The 24,633-nt window shown below is 57.1% G+C and carries 27 protein-coding genes; 10 read left to right on the top strand and 17 right to left on the bottom strand.

Annotated elements, in window-relative coordinates:
- Positions 1–366: 366 nt before the first annotated feature.
- Positions 367–1,566 (bottom strand): tyrosine--tRNA ligase, encoded by a 1,200-nt coding sequence (tyrS, locus tag V6F78_RS09655; protein WP_047279275.1) that lies wholly within the window; start codon positions 1,564–1,566, stop codon positions 367–369.
- A 213-nt stretch (positions 1,567–1,779) separates the two neighbouring features.
- Between tyrS and V6F78_RS09650 the strand changes: the two genes are divergently transcribed.
- Together V6F78_RS09650 and V6F78_RS09645 are read left to right on the top strand one after the other, a co-directional pair.
- The gene (locus V6F78_RS09650; protein ID WP_047295812.1) at positions 1,780–3,180 is read left to right on the top strand and encodes a peptidoglycan DD-metalloendopeptidase family protein; all 1,401 of its coding nucleotides are present in this window, start codon (positions 1,780–1,782) and stop codon (positions 3,178–3,180) included.
- 3 nt (positions 3,181–3,183) lie between these two features.
- The gene (locus V6F78_RS09645; protein ID WP_047295814.1) at positions 3,184–4,275 is read left to right on the top strand and encodes an anhydro-N-acetylmuramic acid kinase; all 1,092 of its coding nucleotides are present in this window, start codon (positions 3,184–3,186) and stop codon (positions 4,273–4,275) included.
- A 78-nt stretch (positions 4,276–4,353) separates the two neighbouring features.
- Here V6F78_RS09645 and erpA read toward each other — a convergent pair whose 3' ends face one another.
- Positions 4,354–4,704 carry an iron-sulfur cluster insertion protein ErpA gene (gene erpA / locus V6F78_RS09640; RefSeq protein ID WP_003444456.1) on the bottom strand — a complete coding sequence of 117 codons (351 nt, stop codon included), beginning with the start codon at positions 4,702–4,704 and terminating at the stop codon, positions 4,354–4,356.
- Positions 4,705–4,839: 135 nt separating this feature from the next.
- Positions 4,840–5,874, bottom strand: a complete 1,035-nt coding sequence (gene argC, locus V6F78_RS09635) for an N-acetyl-gamma-glutamyl-phosphate reductase (RefSeq protein ID WP_047295815.1) — start codon at positions 5,872–5,874, stop codon at positions 4,840–4,842.
- Positions 5,875–6,008: 134 nt separating this feature from the next.
- On the opposite strand from argC, the gene hemJ reads away from it, so the two are divergent.
- From hemJ to coq7, 6 genes are all read left to right on the top strand, one after another.
- Positions 6,009–6,437: a protoporphyrinogen oxidase HemJ gene (hemJ, locus tag V6F78_RS09630; protein WP_047277952.1), complete on the top strand. Its 429-nt coding sequence runs from the start codon at positions 6,009–6,011 to the stop codon at positions 6,435–6,437.
- Between the two features lie 30 nt (positions 6,438–6,467).
- Positions 6,468–7,433 carry an NAD(P)H-dependent flavin oxidoreductase gene (locus tag V6F78_RS09625; RefSeq protein WP_094990669.1) on the top strand — a complete coding sequence of 322 codons (966 nt, stop codon included), beginning with the start codon at positions 6,468–6,470 and terminating at the stop codon, positions 7,431–7,433.
- A 61-nt stretch (positions 7,434–7,494) separates the two neighbouring features.
- Positions 7,495–8,010, top strand: coding sequence for a DUF805 domain-containing protein (locus tag V6F78_RS09620; protein ID WP_047295818.1), 516 nt, complete (start codon positions 7,495–7,497; stop codon positions 8,008–8,010).
- Positions 8,011–8,086: 76 nt separating this feature from the next.
- Positions 8,087–8,875: an SDR family NAD(P)-dependent oxidoreductase gene (locus V6F78_RS09615; RefSeq protein ID WP_047295821.1), complete on the top strand. Its 789-nt coding sequence runs from the start codon at positions 8,087–8,089 to the stop codon at positions 8,873–8,875.
- A 66-nt stretch (positions 8,876–8,941) separates the two neighbouring features.
- The gene (locus V6F78_RS09610; protein WP_047277960.1) at positions 8,942–9,280 is read left to right on the top strand and encodes a histidine triad nucleotide-binding protein; all 339 of its coding nucleotides are present in this window, start codon (positions 8,942–8,944) and stop codon (positions 9,278–9,280) included.
- Between the two features lie 118 nt (positions 9,281–9,398).
- The gene (gene coq7, locus V6F78_RS09605; protein WP_047295823.1) at positions 9,399–10,046 is read left to right on the top strand and encodes a 2-polyprenyl-3-methyl-6-methoxy-1,4-benzoquinone monooxygenase; all 648 of its coding nucleotides are present in this window, start codon (positions 9,399–9,401) and stop codon (positions 10,044–10,046) included.
- Positions 10,047–10,119: 73 nt separating this feature from the next.
- Here the strand turns inward: coq7 and speD are convergent, their stop codons facing one another.
- Both speD and V6F78_RS09595 read right to left on the bottom strand, forming a co-directional pair.
- Positions 10,120–10,911 carry an adenosylmethionine decarboxylase gene (gene speD, locus V6F78_RS09600; RefSeq protein WP_047277964.1) on the bottom strand — a complete coding sequence of 264 codons (792 nt, stop codon included), beginning with the start codon at positions 10,909–10,911 and terminating at the stop codon, positions 10,120–10,122.
- Between the two features lie 240 nt (positions 10,912–11,151).
- Entirely contained in the window at positions 11,152–11,574 is a 423-nt protein-coding gene (locus V6F78_RS09595; RefSeq protein ID WP_003444470.1) for an OsmC family protein, read from the bottom strand.
- A 224-nt stretch (positions 11,575–11,798) separates the two neighbouring features.
- On the opposite strand from V6F78_RS09595, the gene crp reads away from it, so the two are divergent.
- On the top strand, positions 11,799–12,443 hold the full coding sequence (gene crp, locus V6F78_RS09590) for a cAMP-activated global transcriptional regulator CRP (RefSeq protein WP_047277966.1): 645 nt from the start codon (positions 11,799–11,801) through the stop codon (positions 12,441–12,443).
- Here the strand turns inward: crp and V6F78_RS09585 are convergent.
- The 7 genes from V6F78_RS09585 to rpe form a co-directional block, all read right to left on the bottom strand.
- Positions 12,440–13,141, bottom strand: coding sequence for a lipoate--protein ligase family protein (locus tag V6F78_RS09585; RefSeq protein WP_047295824.1), 702 nt, complete (start codon positions 13,139–13,141; stop codon positions 12,440–12,442). The two genes, crp and V6F78_RS09585, sit on opposite strands and share 4 nt — an antisense overlap.
- Before the next feature lie 28 nt (positions 13,142–13,169).
- Positions 13,170–14,006, bottom strand: a complete 837-nt coding sequence (gene trpC, locus V6F78_RS09580; RefSeq protein WP_047277970.1) for an indole-3-glycerol phosphate synthase TrpC — start codon at positions 14,004–14,006, stop codon at positions 13,170–13,172.
- A complete protein-coding gene (trpD, locus tag V6F78_RS09575; RefSeq protein ID WP_047295826.1) occupies positions 14,003–15,052 on the bottom strand; it encodes an anthranilate phosphoribosyltransferase in 1,050 nt (349 codons plus the stop codon). The genes trpC and trpD overlap by 4 nt, the downstream gene beginning before the upstream one ends.
- Positions 15,053–15,061: 9 nt before the next feature.
- Positions 15,062–15,655: an aminodeoxychorismate/anthranilate synthase component II gene (locus V6F78_RS09570; protein ID WP_047295828.1), complete on the bottom strand. Its 594-nt coding sequence runs from the start codon at positions 15,653–15,655 to the stop codon at positions 15,062–15,064.
- A gap of 11 nt (positions 15,656–15,666) precedes the next feature.
- Complete coding sequence (gene trpE, locus V6F78_RS09565; protein ID WP_332727039.1) at positions 15,667–17,154, bottom strand: anthranilate synthase component I; 1,488 nt, start codon at positions 17,152–17,154, stop codon at positions 15,667–15,669.
- 70 nt (positions 17,155–17,224) lie between these two features.
- Complete coding sequence (locus tag V6F78_RS09560; RefSeq protein WP_047295830.1) at positions 17,225–18,043, bottom strand: phosphoglycolate phosphatase; 819 nt, start codon at positions 18,041–18,043, stop codon at positions 17,225–17,227.
- The gene (gene rpe, locus V6F78_RS09555) at positions 18,040–18,714 is read right to left on the bottom strand and encodes a ribulose-phosphate 3-epimerase (RefSeq protein ID WP_047277981.1); all 675 of its coding nucleotides are present in this window, start codon (positions 18,712–18,714) and stop codon (positions 18,040–18,042) included. Before rpe ends, V6F78_RS09560 begins: the two co-directional genes overlap by 4 nt.
- A 216-nt stretch (positions 18,715–18,930) precedes the next feature.
- On the opposite strand from rpe, the gene V6F78_RS09550 reads away from it, so the two are divergent.
- Complete coding sequence (locus tag V6F78_RS09550; protein WP_094990664.1) at positions 18,931–19,389, top strand: REP-associated tyrosine transposase; 459 nt, start codon at positions 18,931–18,933, stop codon at positions 19,387–19,389.
- Here V6F78_RS09550 and V6F78_RS09545 read toward each other — a convergent pair.
- From V6F78_RS09545 to V6F78_RS09525, 5 genes are all read right to left on the bottom strand, one after another.
- On the bottom strand, positions 19,386–20,216 hold the full coding sequence (locus V6F78_RS09545; protein ID WP_094990663.1) for an ABC transporter permease: 831 nt from the start codon (positions 20,214–20,216) through the stop codon (positions 19,386–19,388). The two genes, V6F78_RS09550 and V6F78_RS09545, sit on opposite strands and share 4 nt — an antisense overlap.
- Before the next feature lie 10 nt (positions 20,217–20,226).
- A complete protein-coding gene (locus tag V6F78_RS09540; RefSeq protein WP_047277987.1) occupies positions 20,227–21,474 on the bottom strand; it encodes an ABC transporter permease in 1,248 nt (415 codons plus the stop codon).
- 68 nt (positions 21,475–21,542) lie between these two features.
- On the bottom strand, positions 21,543–22,583 hold the full coding sequence (locus tag V6F78_RS09535; protein ID WP_314399228.1) for an ABC transporter substrate-binding protein: 1,041 nt from the start codon (positions 22,581–22,583) through the stop codon (positions 21,543–21,545).
- A 35-nt stretch (positions 22,584–22,618) separates the two neighbouring features.
- A complete protein-coding gene (locus tag V6F78_RS09530) occupies positions 22,619–23,743 on the bottom strand; it encodes an ABC transporter ATP-binding protein (RefSeq protein WP_047277990.1) in 1,125 nt (374 codons plus the stop codon).
- Positions 23,744–23,993: 250 nt separating this feature from the next.
- On the bottom strand, positions 23,994–24,623 hold the full coding sequence (locus V6F78_RS09525) for a response regulator (protein ID WP_047277991.1): 630 nt from the start codon (positions 24,621–24,623) through the stop codon (positions 23,994–23,996).
- Between the last annotated feature and the right edge of the window lie 10 nt (positions 24,624–24,633).

The raw sequence follows: 24,633 nt of genomic DNA, 5'->3' as shown, positions 1-24,633 counted from the left end.
TGACTCCACAAGCACCCACACGAATTGCTTGATTCAGTTGTTAAAGAGCGGTTGGTTAAGCTTTCGCTCAACCGAGGCGCGCATTCTACAGCAGCCTCTGTTGCTGTCAAGCGGTTATTTTAAGATGTTTTCAAAGTTTCCTCTGTAACATCAACCACTTGCGCTTTCGATCTCTCGTCAGCGGGAGGCGAATTCTACAGCGTTACACGCTGCTGTCAACACCTCATTTCCTGCTTCGATGAATTGAAGCTGGTATCGTCAAAACCGTCTAACTCATTGAAACTCAAGGAGTTTTCCGTTTCGACTGCGCCGGAAGTGGGCGCATTATAGGCCAACAAAATGCGCCGTCCAGCATTATTTTCAAGTTTATTCAGATTTCAACGTAATTCGCGCAAACGCCTTCTTACCCGCCTGACAAACATGAGTGGAGCCCAATGCATATATATAGGAGCGATCAACCACCTCTCCATCAATACGCACACCGCCCGAACCCAACAAATCACGCGCAACCGCAGAGTTCTTCACCAGCCCAGCTTTATTCAGCACTGCAGCAATCGGCATGTCTTCAGTAGCGCTCAGCTCAATCTCAGGCAAGTCATCCGGCAGCTCACCCTCTTTCATGCGGTTACCCGCACCACGGTGCGCATTAGCTGCAGCCTCTGCACCGTGAAAACGCGCCACAATCTCTTCAGCCAGCTTGATTTTGATATCTCGCGGATTGGCCCCAGCCTCAACCTCTGCCTTAAAGGCATTGATCTCATCCATCGAGCGGAAGCTGAGCAATTCAAAGTAACGCCACATCAAAGCATCCGGGATCGACACCAGCTTGCTATACATCACACCAGGCGCTTCCTGAATACCAACGTAATTACCCAGGGATTTGGACATCTTCTTGACGCCATCCAACCCCTCAAGCAAAGGCATCGTGACGATGCACTGCGCCTCCTGCCCATAACCACGCTGCAACTCACGACCCATCAGCAAATTAAACTTCTGATCAGTGCCACCTAACTCGACATCCGCTCGCAAGGCAACCGAGTCATAGCCCTGTACCAACGGATACAAAAACTCGTGGATAGCAATAGGCTGATTCGTGGTGTAGCGCTTATCAAAGTCGTCGCGCTCAAGCATGCGCGCTACAGTGTATTGGGACGTCAGACGAATAAAATCCGCAGGCCCCATCTGATCCATCCAGGTTGAGTTGAACGCCACTTCGGTTTTCGATGGATCCAGAATCTTGAAGACCTGTGTCTTATAGGTCTCGGCGTTGTCGAGCACTTGCTCGCGCGTCAGCGGAGGACGCGTCGCACTCTTGCCACTTGGATCACCAATCATCCCGGTAAAGTCACCGATCAGAAAGATGACGTGATGACCGAGCTCCTGAAACTGGCGCAGCTTATTGATCAGTACGGTGTGACCCAAATGCAGATCGGGTGCAGTAGGGTCAAATCCCGCCTTAATACGCAGCGGCTGGCCACGCTTCAACTTCTCGACCAGTTCAGACTCGACCAGTACCTCTTCGGCACCACGCTTGATTAGCGCTAGCTGCTCTTCAACCGACTTCATATCAGACCCGTAAGGCTCAATTTCAAAGGGAACCAACCATACAAGATCACCCACTAATTACAAGTTCTGGCGGGCGCACGGGAGGCTATCTGTCAGTTTATGTGTGGTCAACTTGCTTCAAGGGCGTTTTGGTTATATTTTATACAGTTATTTCATCTTCACAGTGTCAGTCATCTTTTCCAATTCATCCTTTATCTCAAAGTCAAATTACCTATGACCAGTCAACCGCCTAAAGCGCCACCGCTTTATCCGAAGACCCACCTGCTCGCCGCAAGCGGGATCGCAGCATTATTGAGTTTGGCACTGCTGGTATTTCCATCCAGCGAAGTCGAGGCCAAACGCACAACGCTAAACCTGGAACTGGAAACCCCCGCAGAACAACTGACACAAGATCAAGACGCCGCAGACCTCGTTCAGGCCACAAATGAAGCGACACCTGCTCCGTTTACCCAAATAGACCCGCAAGACAGCGCGCCCGCTGCGACTGCCAAAGCTGAAGACAAAAAAGCGCCTAGCCACCGCGAAGTCATTGTCGCGAAGGGCGATACCCTCTCTACCCTGTTTGAGAAAGTGGGCCTGCCCGCTGCGTCCGTACACGAGGTTCTGGCCAGCGACAAACAGGCCAAGCAGTTCAGCCAGCTGAAACACGGGCAGAAGCTCGAGTTTGAAATGGGCACAGACGGTCAGCTCAATAACCTGCACAGCCGCATCAGCGATCTCGAAACCATCACCTTGAGCAAAACAGCCAAGGGCTATTCGTTTCGCCGTGTGACAGCTCAACCGACACTGCGCACCGCCTATGTTCACGGTGTAATCAGCAGCTCCTTGTCTGCTTCCGGCCAGCGCGCCGGCCTGCCTCACAGCATGACGATGGATATGGCCAAAGTATTCGGCTATGACATCGACTTTGCACAAGACATACGGCCCGGCGATCAGTTCGAGGTTGTCTACGAGCAAAAAGTGGTCAACGGCAAAACGGTTGGCACGGGCAACATCTTGTCTGCTCGCTTCACCAACCGAGGCAAAACCTATACGGCAGTGCGTTACACCAACAAGCAGGGCATCAGCAATTACTACACCGCTGACGGCAATAGCATGCGCAAAGCCTTCATCCGCACCCCAGTAGATTTCGCCCGCATCAGTTCACGCTTCTCTTCGGGACGCAAACACCCGATCCTGAACAAGATCCGTGCCCACAAAGGCGTGGATTACGCGGCACCACGTGGAACACCGATCAAGGCTGCCGGTGATGGCAAAGTATTACTTGCAGGCCGTCGTGGCGGCTACGGCAACACCGTCATCATTCAACATGGCAACACGTACCGCACGCTTTACGGCCACATGCAGGGCTTCGCCAAGGGCGTCAAAACGGGCGGCGCCGTCAAGCAAGGGCAAGTCATTGGTTACATTGGCACGACCGGCCTGTCGACCGGCCCACACCTGCATTACGAGTTTCAAGTCAATGGCGTCCATGTAGATCCGCTGGGGCAAAAGCTCCCGATGGCTGATCCGATTGCCAAAAACGAGCGTGCCCGGTTCATGCAACAAAGCCAGCCATTGATGGCTCGCATGAATCAGGAAAAAGCCACCCTGCTGGCTTCGAGCAAGCGCTAAGTCATGGCGCTCTACATAGGAGTGATGTCCGGCACAAGCCTCGATGGCATGGACATCGCTCTGATCGAGTTAGGGGCGAGCATCAAGCTTCTCGCCTCTCACTACACCCCCATGCCATCCTCATTACGCGCCGAATTACTCAGCCTGTGCGCCAGCGGCCCTGACGAAGTTGCCCGCTGTGCCATTGCTGAAAATCACTGGGTTGAACTGGCCGCACAAGGCGTAAACGCACTTCTCACACAACAACAGCTCTCCCCACAAGACATCCGGGCGATAGGCAGCCACGGCCAGACCATCCGGCACGAACCCGCTCTTGGCTATACCGTTCAAATCGGTAACCCTGCTTTATTGGCCGAGTTGACAGGGATTTGCGTGGTGGGCGATTTCCGTCGGCGGGATGTCGCAGCTGGCGGCCAGGGCGCGCCGCTCGTGCCGGCATTTCACGAAGCCTTGTTCACTCACGAGAGTGGCTATCGAGCCGTTTTAAATGTTGGCGGATTCAGCAACCTAAGTTTGATAACACCTGCCGAGCCTGTAGCCGGATTCGATTGCGGGCCCGGAAACGTCTTGCTGGATGCCTGGATACAAGACACACGCGGCGACCTGTATGACCGTAGTGGCCAATGGGCTGCCAGTGGCAGAGTAGAACCAGTTTTGCTGAACACGTTGCTCAGCGACCCATTCTTCAAGACACAAGGCCCAAAAAGCACCGGGCGCGAAGTCTTTAACCTGAATTGGCTGAAGCACCATCTCTTCAGCCTGCCCGCCTTCCCCGCTGAAGACATTCAGGCAACCCTGCTCGAACTCACAGCCCTAACGATCGTGGACTCACTGCAAAGCGCTCAACCGCACACCGACGAGCTTCTGGTATGCGGTGGCGGCGCGCACAACACCGCACTGATGACGCGGCTCGCTTCACTCCTCCCCCAAACCCGGGTCAATAGCACCCAGGTTAAAGGCGTGGATCCAGACTGGGTGGAGGCCATGGCTTTTGCGTGGTTGGCCCATTGCTGCCTGGAAAACATTCCTACCAACCGCCCCAGCGTCACTGGCGCTCGCGGCTTGCGCATCCTTGGCGCTATCTATCCCGCCTGAACACCCGTTCAATAAACGGCAGACAGCAAAACGCCGCGTATCGACGCGGCGTTGAGGGTCAAACGTGTGTGCGGACAATCAAATCGAGAAGGACGAACCGCAACCACAGGTCGTGGTGGCATTCGGGTTTTTGATCACAAAACGCGACCCTTCGAGACCTTCCTGATAGTCCACTTCAGCGCCAGCCAGGTACTGGAAGCTCATCGGATCAACCACTAGGCTCACGCCCTCGCGCTCAACGATAGTGTCATCGTCTGCGACTTCTTCATCAAAAGTGAAACCGTACTGAAAACCCGAACAACCGCCGCCCGTCACAAATACGCGCAGCTTCAAACGATCATTACCCTCTTCATCGACCAGGCTCTTCACCTTGTGCGCAGCACCTTCGGTGAATTGCAAAGCCATGGGGGTGAAGGATTCGACGCTCATGCTGACTATCTCCCGGCGCTATGCCGCCATAATGCGTGATGACGCGCATTATCCGCTTCTCCTAGAAAAGCGGTCAACTATTCATAAGTAGCAGCGGTAAGCTGAACGCGTACCGCTTGAGGATATCTGCAAGGTTTACGGCAGCATTCCGGCATGGGACAGGCCCAGACGCTCATCCAGACCAAACAGGATATTCATATTCTGCACGGCCTGACCTGACGCCCCCTTGACCAAGTTGTCGATAACCGACAAAACGACCACCAGATCGCCATCCTGCGGGCGGTGAATGGCTATGCGGCACACATTGGCGCCGCGCACACTACGTGTTTCGGGATGGCTGCCAGCAGGCATTACATCCACAAAAGGCTCGTTTGCATAACGCTTTTCAAACAGCGCCTGCAGATCCACAGAGCGATCAGTAACCGTCGCGTACAACGTGGAATGAATCCCACGAATCATTGGCGTTAAATGCGGGACGAATGTCAGCCCTACCTCTTTCCCGGCGGCACGGCGTAAACCCTGACGAATTTCCGGCAGGTGACGATGCCCTTTGACGGCATAAGCCTTCATGCTTTCAGACGCTTCGGCATATAGAGAGCCAACACTCGCCCCCCGACCAGCTCCGCTGACACCGGATTTACAGTCAGCAATCAAAACCGACGTATCGGCAAGACCTGCTTCGAGCAAAGGAAGAAAACCCAGTTGGGTAGCAGTCGGGTAGCAACCCGGCACTGCAATCAATCGCGCTTGCCTTATTTGTTCGCGATTGACTTCCGGCAGGCCATAAACCGCCTCTTCTAGCAGTTCAGGCGCACCATGCGGCTGGCCGTACCACTTGGCCCACTCCTCTGCATCTTGCAGACGGAAATCGGCCGACAGGTCGATCACCTTGGTTCCGGCCGCAAGCAATTCACCTGCCAAGGCATGAGCCACGCCATGGGGCGTCGCGAAAAACACCACATCACACGCCGCCAATGTCTGAGTATCAGGCACGCTGAAGGCAAGGCCATCGTAATGACCGCGCAGGTTGGGATACATATCAGCAACAGGCAGGCCTGCTTCGGATCGAGAAGTGATCACTACCACTTCTGCCTGCGGATGCTGCGCCAGCAAACGCAGCAATTCGACACCGGTGTAACCCGTGCCGCCGACAATACCGACCTTGACCATAACCTGCCCCTCAACGAACCCACTGGAAAGCCCTCGATAATAGGGACAGCGCGCCCCTGCGACAACCGCCAAGGTGACTCCCGGACGCTCTACTACTACTATTTGATCTACCGTGAACCTGGGAATAACTAAAAATGCTTTATCTATGGCTCAAAGCCTTCCACATCATCAGCATCGTCTGCTGGTTTGCTGGCCTGTTTTACCTGCCTCGCCTGTTCGTTTACCACGCCCAAAGCGAAGATTCCGTCAGCAAAGAGCGCTTCAGCGTCATGGAGCGCAAGCTGTATCGCGGCATCATGGGCCCCGCGATGATCGCCACAATCATTTTTGGCGGCTGGCTGATCAGCCTTAACCCTAGCGGCTATTTTAGCCAGGGCTGGATGCATGCCAAATTGACACTCGTGGTGCTGCTCATCGGCTATCACCACATGTGCGGGGCTCAAGTTAAACGCTTCGCCCGTGGAGAAAATACCCGCAGCCATGTGTACTTCCGCTGGTTCAACGAAGTGCCGGTCCTGTTTCTGATCGCCATCGTAATTCTGGTGGTGGTCAAACCGTTCTAACGGCAACTCATCTTTCAACGAGGTTATCCGATGTCACTGCCCGCTCTGCTTGAACAACGCTTGCGCCTGCCGGTGGTGGCCGCTCCTATGTTTCTGATCTCCAACCCGCAACTGGTGCTTGCCTGCTGCCGTAACGGCGTAGTCGGCAGTTTCCCGGCACTGAACCAGCGCGACAGCCAGGGGTTCAAAGCCTGGCTGGAGGAAATCGAAGCAGGTCTGGCACTACTGGATAACCCGGCGCCCTACGCCGTGAACCTGATCGTGCACAACAGCAACCCACGACTTGAAGCAGACCTCGCCATTTGCATTGAGCACAAAGTGCCCATCGTGATCACCAGCCTGGGCGCCGCTAAAGAGGTGATCGACGCGGTTCACAGCTACGGCGGGCTGGTCTTCCATGATGTCACCACCCGCCGTCACGCCGAAAAAGCCGCACAAGCCGGTGTCGACGGTTTGATCGCTGTTGCTGCTGGCGCAGGCGGGCATGCGGGCACCTGGAGCCCTTTCGCTCTGGCGGCTGAGATACGCCAGTTTTTCGACAAAACGCTGCTGCTCGCAGGCTGCCTGAACCACGGCCACGAGATCTTGGCAGCTCAAACACTTGGCGCCGACTTGGCCTATATGGGCACGCGCTTCATCGCCACCCGCGAAAGCCATGCGCCTGACGCTTATAAGCAGATGCTGCTAGCATCCCGCGCGGCCGATATCATTCACACCCCGGCGGTATCAGGCGTACCTGCCAGCTTCATGCGGCAAAGCCTTGAAAATGCCGGGTACGACTTGGCAGCGTTGCAAAGCAAGGGGGAATCAGGAAACAAACTGAAACCGCTCAACGATGAAGCCAAAGCATGGAAAACCGTGTGGTCGGCCGGTCAGGGCGTAGGCGAAATCTTCGACTTGCCTTCAACGGATGAACTGATCGCACGCCTGGACGAGGAATATCGTCAGGCGTTAAGTCGAATTCAACGGTTATCCAGCCATTGGCCACACCTTTGAAACATCGAAGCCCGCCCAATCAGCGGGCTTCATTTTTTAAATACCTGACAAGGACGCAGTAATGCCGGAAGTAAGCCTGGATAAAAAATCTCACGAATCGTATGGCACGCTGGACCCATTGGGGTTCGACGGTCGAATTGGCCGCATGCGAATGCTGGCCTGGCCACTGGTGCTCACCGCAATCGCGGCTGCACTGCTCATCCCGTGCCTGCTGTTAGCCCAAGTCTCATACACGCTGGGGTTCACCTGTAGCCTGACGTTACTACTGGCCTATTTCGTCATTAGCATCAGGATCAGCGCACAGCGCCTGCATGATCTCAACTGGTCAGCGTGGATGCTCTTGCTGCATTTAGTGCCTGTGGCAACCCTGATCCTGTCCTTTATGTTGGTACTGATGCCCGGTACGACCGGTACGAACCAGTATGGCCCGCCACCGCCGCCTAACAGTCCGGCAGTCAAAGTACTGGCTTGGGTTGCGATCACGCTGATGATTGTTTCGTTAATCGTGACGGTCCTCGCCTTTGCACTGGGCCTTGCAACCTCGTTCATCAACGCAGCCGGCACCAACAGCCTGTAGACTGCGCACTTTATTAAACGCGCTAACGCCAGGGACATCATTGTCACCGGACTGAACCGTTGCGATGGAGAACAGCATGACCCGTTACGCTTTGATCACTGGCGCCTCAAGCGGCATTGGCCTGGCCCTGGCAGAAGCCCTTGCCCGTCGCGGGCGCAGTTTGATTCTGGTTGCCCGCCAACGGGACGCACTGGAGGCCATAGCCCTCGAATTCACCCAGCGCTTTGGCGTAGAAGTGCTGATTCGCGCCTGCGATCTGGGCGAGCCGCTGCGGTTGTCCGGCTTCCTGCTGGAGCTGGAAGAAGGTGACAGGCAGATTGATTTGCTGATCAATTGCGCAGGGATCGGAACCTGCGGCCCCTTCCTGGCGCACGACTGGAGCGCAGAGCAAGATTTGATCGAGCTCAATGTGCTGGCCCTCACGCGGCTGTGCCATGCCATCGGCAATATGATGGCGGTCCAGGGCGGCGGGCAGATCCTCAACGTTTCCTCGATCGCGGCGTATCAGCCGGGCCCTTGGCTGAGCACCTACTTCGCCAGTAAAGCCTACGTGCTGCACTTTTCAGAGGGCCTGCGCGAAGAGGTCAAGAAAACCGGGATCAACGTGTCAGTGCTCTGCCCCGGCATCACCCGCACCGGTTTTTTTGAGGCGGCGAACATGAATGCCGACACGGTCAAACACAATCGCCATGCACTGAGCCCTGAAGAAGTCGCGCTTTACACCGTACGCGCACTTGAAAAGAACAAGGCGATTATCATGCCGGGCTGGCGAAACCGCTGGATGACCCGCGTCCCCCGGCTGCTTTCACGCTGGATGACACGCAAGATTGCCGCCTCGGTTAACAAGTCGTACTGCCCACGTTAAGGTGGCTGGTCGCCAAACGATCCCCTGCGTACACTCAGATCGGACTTCACTTACGGAGATACAGCTTTGGATACTCTGTTCACCAAGATCATCAACCGTGAAATACCCGCAAAGATCATTTATGAAGATGATCAGGTTCTGGCGTTTCACGACATTGCGCCACAAGCGCCGGTGCACTTTCTGGTCATCCCGAAAAAACCGATCCGCACCCTCAATGACCTGACCGAAGAAGACAAAGCGCTGGCCGGTCATATTTTGTTCACCGCGCAGCGTCTGGCGGTCGAACAAGGCTGCGAGAAGGGCTTTCGTGTCGTGATGAACTGCAATGAAGAGGGCGGCCAAACGGTTTACCACATTCACATGCACGTGCTGGGTCAGCGCCAAATGAACTGGCCGCCGGGCTGATTCATCGATCGGTTTGCGCGGGAGTGCCAAAACCTCCTGCGCTGACCCATGATCCAACGCAAACCCTGCCCGTCCGATTGGGGTAAACTGGCCGCCGTGATTTTTTCCGGAGGTAAGCATGACTACCCAACGTCACTACTCGCCGATTGACCGTCTTCTGTTACAAGCTGATACCGCAATGCGCACTTTGCTGCCTTTCAGCGGCCAGCCGTATCGCCCCTCACCTGCCATCGTCAAACCTGAAAACCCGCTGGGGGAACAGACCACGCGTCATGTGGCGGGTCTGATGCGCATCAACCATACCGGCGAAGTCTGCGCCCAGGCCTTGTATCAGGGCCAAGCCCTGACCGCTAAGCTGCCGCAGGTGCGCGAAGCCATGGAACATGCCGCTGAAGAAGAAATCGATCATCTGGCCTGGTGCGAACAACGCATTCGTCAATTGGGTAGCCACCCGAGCGTACTGAACCCGCTGTTTTACGGCATGTCTTTCGGGATTGGCGCTGTGGCCGGCCTGATCAGCGACAAAGTCAGCCTGGGGTTTGTCGCCGCCACCGAAGATCAAGTGTGCAAGCACTTGAACGAACACCTGGCGCAACTGCCGCCCGAAGACGAAAAGTCGCGCGCCATTCTCGAACAAATGCGCATCGATGAAGAACACCATGCTGAGTCCGCACTGGAGGCGGGCGGTTACCGTTTCCCGGCACCCGTAAAATTCGGGATGAGCCTGATGGCAAAAGTCATGACCAAAAGTACCTATCGCATTTAATCGCCCCTGCGCAAAATGCACACAAAAAAGGCGGCTCACCTCACGGTAGCCGCCTTTTTTGGTTGCTCGTTGCTTACGACATATTGCGTGCGTAAAAGATTTCGAGCATTTCGTGCTTCACACGCTCAGTGACCTGAGCGCGCTGCTCGGTCGACAGATTGCTCGTGGCATCGCCGAACAGGTAGTTATCCAGTTCGAAGTCCTTGAGCAGCATCTTGGTGTGAAACAGGTTCTCTTGATACACATTCACGTCGGTCATTTGATAACCGTCGCGGGTGTCTTCGGAGAGGTAGTTCTGGATCGAATTGATCTCGTGATCGATAAAGTGCTTTTTACCTTCCACGTCGCGGGTAAAGCCGCGCACGCGATAGTCGACCGTCACGATGTCCGAATCAAATTGATGGATCAGATAGTTGAGAGCTTTAAGCGGTGAAATAACGCCGCACGTCGACACGTCGATGTCCACACGGAAAGTCGCGATTCCGTCCACCGGATGAATCTCCGGATAGGTGTGTACCGTGATATGACTTTTGTCGAGGTGACCCAAAATGGTCTCTGGCAGCGGGCCTGGGGATTCTTCGATCTGGCTTTCGGTAGGTGTTACCGGCTGCTCGGAAATCAGAATAGTCACGCTGGCGCCTTGGGGATCGTAATCCTGACGGGCGATGTTCAGGATGTTGGCACCAATGATATCAACCACATCTGTAAGGATCTGCGTCAGGCGTTCTGCGTCGTACTCTTGATTGATGTACTCAACGTATGCCTGCTGGTCTTGCGGGGTTTCCGCATAGCAGATGTCATAGATGTTGAAGCTCAAGGTCTTTGTCAGGTTATTGAACCCGTGGAGCTTGAGTTTGCTTTTCACCGTAATAAAACTCTCTATGTCGATGCGGCTCGGCCGCGTGATCCAGCATGCCCGTCAAGTGCGTGGGACGCACCTGCGTAGGACGGTTAACACCTCTTCGCGATGGCGATTTTGGTTATCTGTTCGGACCCGCCGCCGGGATGATGCCCCGCCACGACCCTTAAAAAAGTGGCGCATTATGCAGACGTCAGCGACTGATCGCCAGAGTCTGCAATGCTTTTATGAAAATTGAATGTCCACTCAGCCCAGTTCGATTATTTCGTAGTCATGGCTGATGGCAACGCCGGCCGCGCCCAGCATGATCGACGCCGAGCAATACTTCTCGGCCGACAGTTCGATCGCACGCTTAACTTGTGCTTCTTTTAGCCCACGTCCCTTGACCACGAAGTGCAGGTGAATCTTGGTAAACACTTTCGGGTCCTCAGTGGCGCGCTCCGCCTCCAGGAACGCCTCGCAGCTTTCGACTGCCTGACGCGACTTCTTGAGGATGCTGACCACATCAAAATTGCTGCAACCGCCAAGGCCCAGCAGCAGCATCTCCATAGGACGCACACCCAGGTTCCGGCCGCCGCTTTCTGGAGGTCCGTCCATGACGACGACGTGGCCACTGCCCGACTCGCCCAAAAACATGGCTTCGCCCGCCCATTGAATGCGTGCCTTCATCGCTCAGACTCCACTGTCTTAAAAGGGGCGCCAGCTTATCACAGGGCCAAAATTCAATGACTGGCAGGCCCGAAGCCTTTCCCTGACGCAGCATGAGGAAATTTCTGCGTTAGGTGAAGAATTCGTCTGTTAAGCTGGCGCCAATTCGCTGGCGCCATGCCGGCAAGCGCTCTACATAAAAATAGATCAACCCCCTTACCGTGCAGGCTTTACGGGACACAACCATGGTTGCCCTTACTCCCATACCCAAGATCAAGAACCTCGACAAATTTCTGACTCATTGCCAACGCAGGCGTTATCAAGCCAAAAGCAACATCATCTGCGCCGGTGAACGTTCACAGACGCTGTTCTTCATCGTCAAAGGCTCCGTGACCATCGTGATCGAAGACGACGACGGTCGTGAAATGATCATCGCCTACCTCAATGCCGGGGATTTTATTGGCGAATTGGGGTTGTTCGAACAGCCGGGCCTGGAACAGGCGCGCAGTGCGTGGGTCAGGGCCAAGACCGAATGCGAAGTTGCAGAAATCACTTACGCCAAATTCAGGGAGTACGCGCATCAAGAACCTGAAATCCTCTACGCGCTTAGCGGGCAAATCGCACAACGATTGCGCAATACCACACGCAAGGTAGGTGATCTGGCGTTCTTCGACGTGACCGGCCGCGTAGCCCGTTGCTTGTTGGAACTGTGCAAGCAGCCTGACGCAATGACTCACCCCGACGGCATGCAAATCAAAGTGACGCGTCAGGAAATCGGCAGGATCGTCGGGTGTTCGCGGGAGATGGTGGGACGCGTGCTCAAGGATCTGGAAGAACAGAACCTGGTCAGCGTTAAAGGCAAGACCATGGTGGTGTACGGCACACGTTAAGGCTTGAGCAACGGCGCCAGAAGGTCTTGATAGCGGGAAGCCAGCTGTTCAAAAAAGTCGGGCGCCGCAAACACCTCGTGCAACGCAATGTGACTCTGCGCACGACAACGCTGCTCCAGTGAACACAGCCCATTGAATCGGTTGACCGACGCCACCATCGATTCGCGCTCGTTATCCAGCAGCAGAGCACCGTGAACCAGCCCCACCGGCCGTTGCCCCCCCTGACTCTGGCGCCAGCGCTGAGCGGTACCCACCAACTTGCGTCCATTGAGGTTGACGTTGAAACGGCCATCACAGAAAGCCCCTTCAATTTCCCCCAATGAAGCAACGCCGCCCAGTTCGGTCAAAAGATCACAGATAGGTTGGCACAGTCGCTGATAGGCAGTTTCGATACGCCCCTGATCCCCCTCGCTGCGAAGCGGGGCGTAAACCAGCGCGATGTTGACCGTAGATGCGGATTGAGGAACCGGCTCGCCGCCTGTTTCCCGCAACAGGATCGGCCAACCGTGGGTCGCCAGTCCAACACGCGCACTCTCAAAACCGGGCAGTCGAGCCAGGCGTTTAGGCATGACCAACGCCCGGTCGGTAGGCTGCCAAAACAGCACCCCGGCTTCACGCTCACCCGCGCAGACCGATGCCAGCAAATCCTGTTCGGCTTTGAGCCCGGCTTCGACACAGAGACGCTGAATACGGGTCATGGCAGTCCTTGCTAAACGCTGGCCGGGTTTAATCCGCTGTTGAGCCCGAAATGGGTGTACCGCGTTCCGGGAAGAACAACCGCTGCAATTCTGCGCCCGGACTTTCAGCGCGCATGAATGCTTCACCGACCAGGAACGAATACACCTCGCTGATTTCCATCAGCTCAACATCGGCGCGGTTCAAAATTCCGCTTTCGGTAATCACCAGTCGATCACGCGGCACACGGGGCAACAGGTCCAGTGTGGTTTCCAAACTCACCTCAAAGGTGTGCAGGTTGCGGTTGTTGATACCTATCAGGGGCGTATCAAGGGTTTTCAGCGCTCGCTCAAGCTCATCGCCGTCATGCACTTCAACCAGCACGTCAAGCCCCACGCTTTTGGCAACACTGGCCAGTTCGGCCATCTTGACGTCATCCAGCGCCGAAACAATCAACAGCACGCAGTCCGCACCCAGTGCGCGGGCTTCAACGATCTGATACGGATCGATCATGAAATCCTTGCGGATTACCGGCAGCTTGCACGCCGCGCGCGCCTGCTGCAGGTACGCATCTGCGCCCTGAAAAAAATCGATGTCCGTCAGCACTGAAAGGCAGGTTGCGCCGCCTTTTTCATAACTTTGTGCAATGTCAGCAGGCACAAAGTGCTCGCGGATCACACCTTTGCTCGGTGATGCTTTCTTGATTTCGGCAATCACCGCCGGCTGCTTCAACTTGGCCTGCGCCAGCAATGCTTTGGCAAAGCCACGGACCGGATCGGCCTGAGCGACCTGACGTTCAAGTTCAGCCAAACTGATGCGCGCGCTACGCTCGGCCACTTCCTGAACCTTGCGCGCCAGAATATTTTCCAGAACGGTTGGCACACTCATGCTTCATTCTCCTGCTTGAAAATCGCGGTAAACGCGCCCAGTTCTTCCAGCTTCTCCCGGGCCAGCCCGGTGTGCAGCGCATCGTGCGCCAGCGCCACACCCTCTTTCAGAGTGTAGGCAAGATCAGCAGCGTATAACGCAGCACCCGCATTCAGCACGATCATCTCGGCGGCCTTCTGCCCGGCCTCGGTCTTACGGCGCCCCAGCGCATCGCGAATCAGCTCCAGCGATTGCTCGGGGCTGTCGACCACCAGGCCAAACAGGCTTTGGCTCTTGATGCCCAGGTCTTCAGGCTGAACCCAATATTCCGTGATCTCGCCTTTGCGCAGCTCAGCGACATACGTCGGCGCGGCCAGGCTGAACTCGTCCAGGCCGTCCTGCGAATGAACCACCAGCACATGCTTGCTGCCCAGACGCTGTAACACTTCGGCCAAAGGACGGCACAACGCCTGGCTGAACACGCCGACCACCTGGTGCAACACACCGGCTGGATTGGTAAGCGGGCCAAGCATGTTGAACAGGGTACGCAGGCCCAGATCACGACGCGGGATGGCCGCGTGCTTCATGGCGCCATGATGGGATTGGGCAAACATGAAACCAATGCCCACGCTGTCAATGCAGCGAGCCACTTGCACCGGGGTCAGGTTCAGGTAAACGCCTGCCGCCTCCAGTAGGTCAGCACTGCCGCTTTTGCCAGAGACAGCGCGATTGCCGTGTTTGGCAACCGTGCAACCGGCCGCTGCGATCACCAGGGCGGACGCTGTGGAAACGTTGAAAATATTCGCACCGTCGCCGCCGGTGCCCACAATGTCGACCACGCCATCAAGTGTGTTGAGTTCGACTTTGTCCGCCAGCTCACGCATTACTGTGACCGCACCGACGATTTCGTCGATGCTTTCACTCTTCATGCGCATGCCCATCATGAAGGCGCCAATCTGCGCCTCAGTGCATTCGCCGGTCATGATGTCGCGCATCACATCGCGCATTTCCTCGGTGCTCAGGTCGAGGTGACCGACGATACGGTTCAGGGCAGTCTTGATATCCATATGAAGTCCTTAGCGCGTGCCGCCGGTTTGTTTAAGAAAGTTGGCGAACAGTTCATGACCTTGCTCGGTCAGGATCGATTCAGGGTGAAACTGCACCCCTTCGATGTGGAGGGTTTTGTGACGCACGCCCATGATCTCGTCGACCGAGCCATCGGCATGTTGCGTCCAGGCCGTCAGCTCAAGGCAGTCCGGCAGGGTCTCGCGCTTGACCACCAGCGAGTGATAACGGGTGACGGTCAACGGGTTGTTCAATCCCTCGAACACCCCCGTGTCGCGGTGATAAACCGGGCTGGTCTTGCCGTGCATCACGTGGCGCGCACGCACCACATCGCCGCCAAAGGCCTGCCCGATGGATTGATGCCCCAGGCACACGCCCAGAATCGGCAATTTGCCCGCGAAGTGTTTAATCGCTTCAAGTGAGATGCCCGCCTCATTCGGCGTGCACGGGCCGGGCGAAACCACAATGCGCTCGGGGTTGAGCGCTTCGATCTCGGCCACAGTCAGCTCATCGTTGCGCACCACCTTGACCTCTGCACCCAGCTCGCCGAGGTACTGCACAACGTTGTACGTAAAAGAGTCGTAATTATCGATCATCAGCAACATGGCTAAGCTCCTCAGGCGTCGGACGCGGGGGTTTGTTCGGCGAGCGCTACGGCACGAAACATCGCGCGGCGTTTATTCAGCGTCTCTTCCCACTCCAGGGCCGGTACCGAGTCGGCAACAATCCCGCCGCCCGCTTGCACATGCAACTCACCGTTCTTGATCACCGCTGTACGAATGGCGATAGCCGTGTCCATATTGCCGTTCCACGCAAAATAACCGACCGCGCCGCCGTACACGCCGCGCTTGACCGGTTCCAGTTCGTCGATGATCTCCATCGCACGGATTTTCGGCGCACCCGACAACGTGCCTGCCGGCAATATCGCACGCAAGGCGTCCATCGCCGTCAGACCGTTCTTCAACTGGCCGGTGACATTGGACACGATGTGCATCACGTTGGAGTAACGCTCGATCACCATTTTTTCGGTGAGTTTGACCGAACCAATTTCAGAGACCCGCCCCGTGTCATTGCGCCCCAGGTCGATCAGCATCAAGTGTTCAGCAATTTCCTTGTCATCACCGAGCAAGTCCTGCTCCAGCGCCAGATCCGCCTCTTCGGTCGCACCCCGCGGACGCGTCCCGGCAATCGGGCGCACGGTGATCAAATTATCTTCAACCCGCACCAGCACTTCAGGCGAGCTGCCCACCACGTGGAAGTCGCCAAAGTTGAAGAAGTACATATACGGCGTCGGGTTGAAGCAGCGCAGCGCGCGATACAGATCGATCGGCGCGGCCTTGAAATCGATGGACATCCGCTGCGACGGCACAACCTGCATGCAATCGCCCGCGAGAATGTAATCCTTGATGGTATCGACGGCTTTCTCGTAGTCGCTCTGGGTAAAACTGGAACGGAATACCGGGTCGGCTGCCTGTTGGGCCGTGAAGTCCAGGCCGCGGCGCGGCGCAATCGGCTGACGCAATTGCTCAAGCAATGCTTCAAGTCGCGCCAGCCCCTCTTCGTACGCACCTGGCTGTGCAGGATCGACCAGCACAATCGCGTGCATCTTGCCTGCGAGGTTGTCGAACACCACCACGGCATCGGACACCATCAGCAGGATATCCGGCACGCCCAGCGGATCCGGGTTCGGGCATTGGCCCAAACGTTTTTCCACGTACCGCACACAGTCATAACCGAAGTAGCCCACCAAACCACCGTTGAAACGCGGCAACCCGGCAATGGTCGGCACGTTGTAACGGGCCTTGAAGGCTTCGACAAACGCCAGCGGATCTTCGGCCTCGCAGGACTCGATCTCGACACCGTCGTGGGTCACACGCACCTGATGGTCGTGCACGCGCAGTACCGTGCGGCACGGCAAACCGATGATCGAATAACGCCCCCACTTCTCGCCGCCCTGCACCGACTCCAGCAAATAGGAGTTGGGCTGGTCGGCCAGTTTCAGGTAGATGGACAGCGGCGTGTCAAAGTCGGCAAGGGTTTCGCGGGCAAGCGGGATACGGTTATAGCCGGCAGCGGCCAAACGCAGGAATTCTTCACGGATCATGAGGTGCCTCGTGGTCTGAGGGTCAAACAGTCAGGTATGCAAACGTGCCGGATCTCCGGCCAGATTCAAGTCAGGCGCGCCAACGCCAACGGGCCAGGGCCTTGATAACTTTCATCCAGAGTTTGCGAGTGACCACCACGATGGAATCTCTACGAGAGGGGTGAACAGAAGAGCCCAACGGTATCTCAGCCGCCGAATCTAAGCAACCGGCTATCAGCTCCTGCAAATTGCCAATCACCATGTCCGGCGACTCTTCTTCAATCGGGCGACCGTGGTTGTAACCGTAGTTCAGGGCCACACAGCGCACGCCAGCCGCCTTGGCGGCCAGCACGTCATTGCGCGAATCACCGATAAACATCGATTGCTGCGGGGTGACGCCAGCCATTTTCATCACAAACTGCAGCGCAGCGGGATCGGGTTTTTTCTGCGGCAAGGTGTCGCCGCCGATGATCCAGCGGAAAAACCGGCCCAGCTTCAATTCATCCAGCAGCGGCGCCACGAAACGCTCGGGTTTGTTGGTGATCAGCGCCATTTCGACGCCCTGCTTTTGCAGCCACTTGAGGCTTTCGCGTACGCCGGGGTAAACCTTGGTGTGCTCATGGCCGCCGTCGTAGGCCTCCATGAAAATCTCCAGGGCCCGCTCAGCCTCGGCATCATCGACGCCCGACGCATCAAGATTGCCGGCCAGCGCACGACGCACCAGCATCGGCGCACCGTTGCCAATCCACATCTTGACGTTTTCGAGCCCGGCCGGCGGTCGGCCCAGCGTCTGCAGCATGGTTTCCACGGCAGCCGCCAGGTCCGGCACCGAATCAATCAGCGTGCCGTCCAGGTCGAACATCACCAGTTTTGGCAGCTGCCCTTGAAGGAGCTGCTCAAAACGGCTCATGGGCGAGCCAACGCAAGCTCGGCGCGCATTTGCTGAATGACGTGCTCGTAATTCGGCGTGTTGAAAATGGCCGAGCCCGCGACAAATGTGTCGGCGCCAGCTTCAGCGATTTCACGGATGTTGCCGACGTTGACGCCGCCATCGATTTCGAGACGGATGTCGCGACCCGACGCATCGATCAGTGCACGGGCTTCACGCAGTTTGTCGAGGGTGCCGGGAATGAACTTCTGACCGCCGAAACCGGGGTTCACGCTCATCAGCAAGACCATGTCGACCTTGTCCATCACGTACTTGAGCACGTCCAGCGGAGTGGCCGGGTTAAACACCAGGCCCGCCTTGCAGCCGCCTTCGCGGATCAATTGCAGGGAACGGTCGATGTGCTGCGTGGCTTCGGGGTGGAACGTGATATAGGTCGCGCCCGCCTCAATGAAGTCGCCGATGATGCGATCCACAGGGCTGACCATCAAATGCGCATCGATAGGCGCCGTGATCCCGTACTTGCGCAAGGCCGCGCACACCATCGGGCCGATGGTCAGGTTGGGCACGTAATGATTGTCCATGACATCGAAGTGAACGATGTCAGCACCCGCTGCGAGAACGTTGTCCACCTCTTCGCCAAGACGGGCGAAATCGGCAGAAAGAATCGATGGGGCAATAGCGAAGGGCTGCATGACGCACCTTTTAGTGAGCTAAACACGGTGGCGCGCATTGTATACCGCCGACCGCGACCCGCACACCGCCTCGCAGACGCTACGCGACCGATCGCAGCCTCCGGCGGCGAGGGAGCCCCTGGGAGCTCCCGGCAATATCTTGCGAACAAAGGCACAAGGCATGCCTTCACAACCCGTCTAGGTTTAAACAACGATCACCACGAGGAAGGCAACGGAATGCCGAAGTCCTACAGCAGCGGGCAACTCTTGAAAGGCCGTTACACCGAGCCCGGCCGTGTTTATTTACTCACCACCGTTACCGAACAACGCCGCCCGATCTTCAGCGACTTTCACTTGGGACGTCTCGTGGTCAATCAACTCAAGCAGGCGCACGACGATGGCATCGTCCAGTCAATCGCATGGGTTGTGATGCCTGATCATTGCCACTGGCTTGTCGAGTTGCGTCACAAAACGCTGGGAGAAGTGATGTGCAGAGTTAAATCGCGCAGCAGCCTGACCATCAACGAAATGACCTGCGCCAGTGAGCGTATCTGGCAAAAAGGTTTTTACGACCGCGTCCTGCACAAGGAAGAAGACCTCAAAGCCACCGCCCGCTACCTGATCAAAAACCCGATTCGCGCGCAACTGACCACACGAATCGGGGATTACCCCTTATGGGACGCCTGTTGGGTCTAGCCCTGAACCTGCGCTGTACGCATTTTCTCGCTGCGCCCGCGCAACCACTCAAGGGTCAGCAGCAGTACCACAGAGAACGCGATCAATAACGTGGCCGCCGCCGCAATGGTCGGGCTCAGGTTTTCGCGAATGCCGCTGAACATCTGGCGTGGCAAGGTCGCTTGCTCAGGCCCGGCCAGAAACAGCGTCACCACCACTTCATCAAATGACGTGGCGAAGGCGAACAAGGCACCAGAAATGACGCCCGGCGCAATCAGCGGCAAAGTCACCCGACGGAACGCCGTCAAGGGCGACGCCCCCAGGCTGGCTGCCGCACGCACCAGGTTGTGATTGAACCCCTGCAAGGTCGCGGACACCGTGATGATGACAAATGGCACACCTAACACCGCATGCACCACGATCAACGAGAAGAAGCTGTTGCCCAGCCCCAGCGGTGCGAAAAACAAGTAACTGGCCACACCGATGATCACCACCGGCACCACCATGGGCGAAATCACCAGCGCCATGACCAGCGCTTTACCCGGGAAGTCGCCACGGGTCAGGCCAATCGCCGCCAACGTGCCGAACACCATGGCCAATACGGTGGCCGCCGGCGCCACGATGACGCTGTTTTTCAGCGCGCGCATCCACTCGGCAGAGGCGAAGAAGTCCTGATACCAATGCAAGGAAAACCCTTGCAGCGGGTACACCAGAAAGCTGCCCGAGTTGAAGGACAACGGAATGATCACCAGCACAGGCAAGATCAGGAACAACAGGATCAGCCCGCAAAGAATGCGCAAGCTGTAGAACCAAATCCGCTCAATGGGGGACATGTAAGGGCTCAGCATGGCGATCTCCTTAACTCAAACGCAGGCGGGTAGCACCCACCAGCCAGTTGTAAATCAGGTACAGCACGACGGTTGCCAGCAGCAGCAAACCGCCCAGCGCCGTGGCCATGCCCCAGTTGATACTGGTGTTGGTATAGAACGCCACGAAGTAACTGACCATTTGATCGTTCGGGCTGCCGAGCAACGCCGGGGTGATGTAGTAGCCAATCGCAATGATGAATACCAACAAGCAACCGGCGCCCACACCCGCGTAGGTCTGTGGGAAGTACACACGCCAGAAGCTGGTAAACGGATGGCACCCTAGTGAGATGGCGGCACGCATATAGGTCGGAGAAATACCCTTCATCACGCTGTAAATCGGCAGGATCATGAACGGCAGCAAGATGTGCACCATGGCGATGTACACCCCGGTGCGGTTGAACACCAGCTCCAGCGGTTTGTCGATCAGCCCCATGCTCATCAGCGCGCTGTTGATCAACCCGCCCGATTGCAGCAACACGATCCAGGCCGCGACCCGCACCAGCACGGACGTCCAGAACGGCAGCAGCACCAGAATCATCAACAGGTTGCTCTGGCGTGCAGGCAAATTGGCCAGCAGGTAGGCCAAGGGATACGCCAGCACCAGACAGATGCAGGTGATGACCAGCCCCATCCAGAAGGTACGGGCGAAGATATCCAGATAAATCGCCTGGTCCGGTGTGGCCGGGGCCACTTCACCCAGGTCATCAATACGGTGATCGACGGCCGCCAACAGGTAAAACGGGGTCACGCTTGAGCTGTTGCGCTTGATCGCCTGCCAATACGCCGGATCTCCCCAACGCTCGTCGAGGGCTTCCAGTGCATCTTTATAAGAGTCAGGCGCCACCTTGAACGGCAGCGCTTTGGCGGTTTTCATCAGCAGGCTGCGATAGCCGGCCAATTCCATGTTCAGACGCTTCGACAAATCGCCCAGCACCTGATTCTTGCGTGCTTCGGCCAAGTCTTCGCTAAGCGCCAGATACACCGGTTCGGCCGGTAAGCCTTTGCCATCCCACCCGTGCACGGCCACCACAGTGCGCGGCAGGCCTTCGACCACTTCCGGGTTGCCGACACTTTTATAAAGCAGCGCCGCTATCGGCACCAGAAACACCAACAGCAAGAAAATCACCAGCGGCGCAATCAACGCCTGCGCTTTCCAGCGATTCACGCGCTCGGCATGCGCCAGACGCTTCTTCAAACTGGGGCTGGCGACTTCGTTCAGGGGGATGGCGATGGCCATGGCGAACTCCGCAAATCTTTAAACGGGGGCGGCGCGACCAGGTCGGGCGCGCCGCGTGTCAGCGCTGCTTACTTGGCAGCCCAGGCGTTGAAGCGTTGTTCCAGTTGCTCGCCGTTATCAGCCCAGAAGCTGACGTCGATCTGTACTTGATCCTTGAGGTTCTCCTGCGCAGTCGGCATGTCAGCTTTCACGGCCGAGGGCAGCAAAGTCATTGCCTCTAGGTTGGCCGGGCCATAGGCGATGTTTTGCGAGTAGACGCTTTGCTGCTTTGGTTCAAGCGTGAACTGCATGAACCTCTTCGCCGCGTCGGCCTTGTCTTTGCTCAAGCCTTTAGGGATGGCCCAGGCGTCAAAGTCGTAAATCCCGCCGTTCCAGACAATTTTCAGGTTGCTTTCTTTCTGCACGGCAGCAATTCGACCGTTGTACGCAGAGCTCATGACCACATCACCCGAGACCAGATACTGTGGCGGCTGTGCACCGGCTTCCCACCATTGAATGCTGGGTTTCAACTCATCGAGTTTCTTGAAGGCGCGGTTCTGGCCGTCTTTGCTCGCCAGCACCTTGTACACGTCCTTGGGCGCAACGCCGTCTGCCATCAAGGCAAATTCCAGCGTGTATTTAGCGCCCTTGCGCAACCCGCGCTTGCCAGGGAAGGTTTTGGTGTCCCAGAAATCCGCCCAACTGGTCGGCGCCGTTTTCAGCTTGTCGGCGTTGTAGGCCATCACGGTCGACCACACGAAGAAGCCAGCCCCGCACGCCTGGATTGCACCGGAGACGTACTGATCGGGATTGCCAAACAGCGCCGGGTCCAGTTGCTCAAACATGTCTTCGTCACAGCCACGGGACAATTCAGGAGACTCCACTTCGACCAAGTCCCACGAAATGCTTTTGGTGTCGACCATGGCCTTGATCTTGGCCATTTCGCCGTTGTATTCCCCGGCGATGATTTTGCCGTCGCCCTTGGCTTCCCAAGGCGCGTAGAAGGCTTTGACCTGAGCGGCCTTGTTCGCCCCGCCAAACGAGATCACGGTCAGATCGGTGGCGGCCAACGCATTGGCGGCGCACATCAGGCCCAAGCTCAGGGCCGTGAATTTCAGAGTGTTATGCATTTTTATTCTCCACAGGGTTGGTGAAGCCGGGGCGATTAATTCGCCTCTAAGAGAGGGTCCAGCGCACGTACGTGTTCAACCTGCCAACCGAGTGGCACCACGTCACCGACGGCCAGCGTCGGGTCCAGTTCGGCAATCGGCTGTTTCACAAAAAAATCGTTCTTGCCGCAGACTTCCAGCCGCACCCGCACGTGGTCGCCCAGATAGATGAACTCTTCAACGCGCCCCGAGAACCGGTTCACGCACGCCTCGCTGGCGCCGTTAAGGCTGATACGTTCGGGGCGGATCGACAGGGTCACGGGTTCGCCGGGGCGACCGACATTCACCGCCAGTGCCTGAACCTTCTCGCCACGCCCCAGCTCAACCACGCAGCGCTCGCCATCCTGGCTGTGCAGGCGACCATTGAGGCGATTGTTCTCGCCGATGAAGTTGGCGACAAAGGTGTTTTTCGGCTCTTCGTACAAGCAACGCGGCGGGGCGATCTGCTGAATTTCCCCTTGATGGAACACCGCCACCCGGTCCGACATGGTCAGGGCTTCGCCCTGATCGTGGGTCACGTAGACCACGGTCACGCCGAGGCGCTGGTGCAGGTGCTTGATCTCCATCTGCATGTGTTCGCGCAGTTGTTTGTCCAGGGCCCCCAACGGTTCGTCCATCAGCACCAGTTGCGGCTCGAACACCAGCGCCCGTGCCAGGGCCACCCGCTGTTGCTGGCCGCCGGACAACTGCGCCGGGTAACGCTGGGCGAAGGCATCGAGCTGTACCATGCTCAGCACGCGTTTGACCCGCTCGCTGATGTCGGTGCGATTGAGGCCACGCACCGACAACGGAAAACCCAGGTTTTCAGCCACGGTCATGTGCGGGAACAACGCGTAGTTCTGAAACACCATGCCGATGTCGCGCTTGTGCGGCGGCACGTTGTTGATAGCGCGGCCCGCGAGCTGGATCTCGCCCGCGGTCGGGGTTTCAAACCCCGCCAGCATCATCAGGCTGGTGGTTTTGCCCGACCCGGAAGGCCCGAGCAAGGTCAGGAACTCGCCTTTGCGAATGTCCAGGTTGAGGTCTTTCACAATCAGGTTTTCGCCATCGTAGCTTTTCTGCACGCCACGAAAGCTGACCAAAATGTCATTCGACCCAGCGCTTGCACCGACCTCACTCATAGCCACACCTTTTTGTTTTGGACTGCTGTAGTCCAAGACTAAAGAAGGCGTCAGCCCCCAGAAATCGGGGCGCAGGAGAGATTCACATCAGCAGGCTGGAAGATTGTGGGTAGGGCACGCCCTACAGGGATGTCGCGAATAGAACACTGGGTATCGCAAGACACAGCGCGCGGCTGAAGCACCACTCAAAAAGCGTCGCAAACAGGCATGCCCTGTCGCCGCGGCTCTAATGCTCGCGGCGCGTCAGCCCTTACACCAGCTTATGTTCCATGGCGTATTTCACCAGTTCGGCCAACGAGGTGACGTGAAGTTTTTGCATCAGCCGCGCTTTATGGGTGCTGATGGTTTTGCTGCTCAGGGCCAACTGCTGGGCGATGTCATTCACGTTCACCCCTTGCGCCAGCCGTTCAAACACCGAGAATTCCCGTTCTGACAGCAGCGCATGCAGCGGACGCGCGTCAGTCAGGCCTACTTCAAAGACCATGCGGTCCGCCAGCTCGGGGTCGATGTAGCGCCCGCCTGCCGCCACTTTACGAATGGCCATGAGCAAGAGTGCCGGGTCGCTGTCCTTGGTCGCGTATCCGGCCGCGCCGAACTTCAACGCCCGCGCCGCCATCTGCGCCTCGTCGTGCATCGACAGCACCAGGATCGCCGGCGGGTTATTCAAGGCGCGGATGCGCGGGATCGCTTCCAGCCCGTTAACGCCGGGCATGGAGATGTCCAGCAGCACCACCTCGCACGGCACATGGCGCAGGGTTTCCAGCAATTGCTCGCCGTTGCTCGCCTCCCCCACCACCCGCAGGTCTTTGGCCAGGCCGATCAATTGCTTGATCCCCTCCCGCACAATGGTGTGGTCTTCAGCTACCAGTACACGGATCACAGACAACGCC

Origin of the sequence: Pseudomonas sp. ESBL9 (genome assembly GCF_036668715.1) — a bacterium.
Classification (GTDB): domain Bacteria; phylum Pseudomonadota; class Gammaproteobacteria; order Pseudomonadales; family Pseudomonadaceae; genus Aquipseudomonas; species Aquipseudomonas lundensis.
This window is presented reverse-complemented; position numbering and strand designations above follow the sequence as displayed.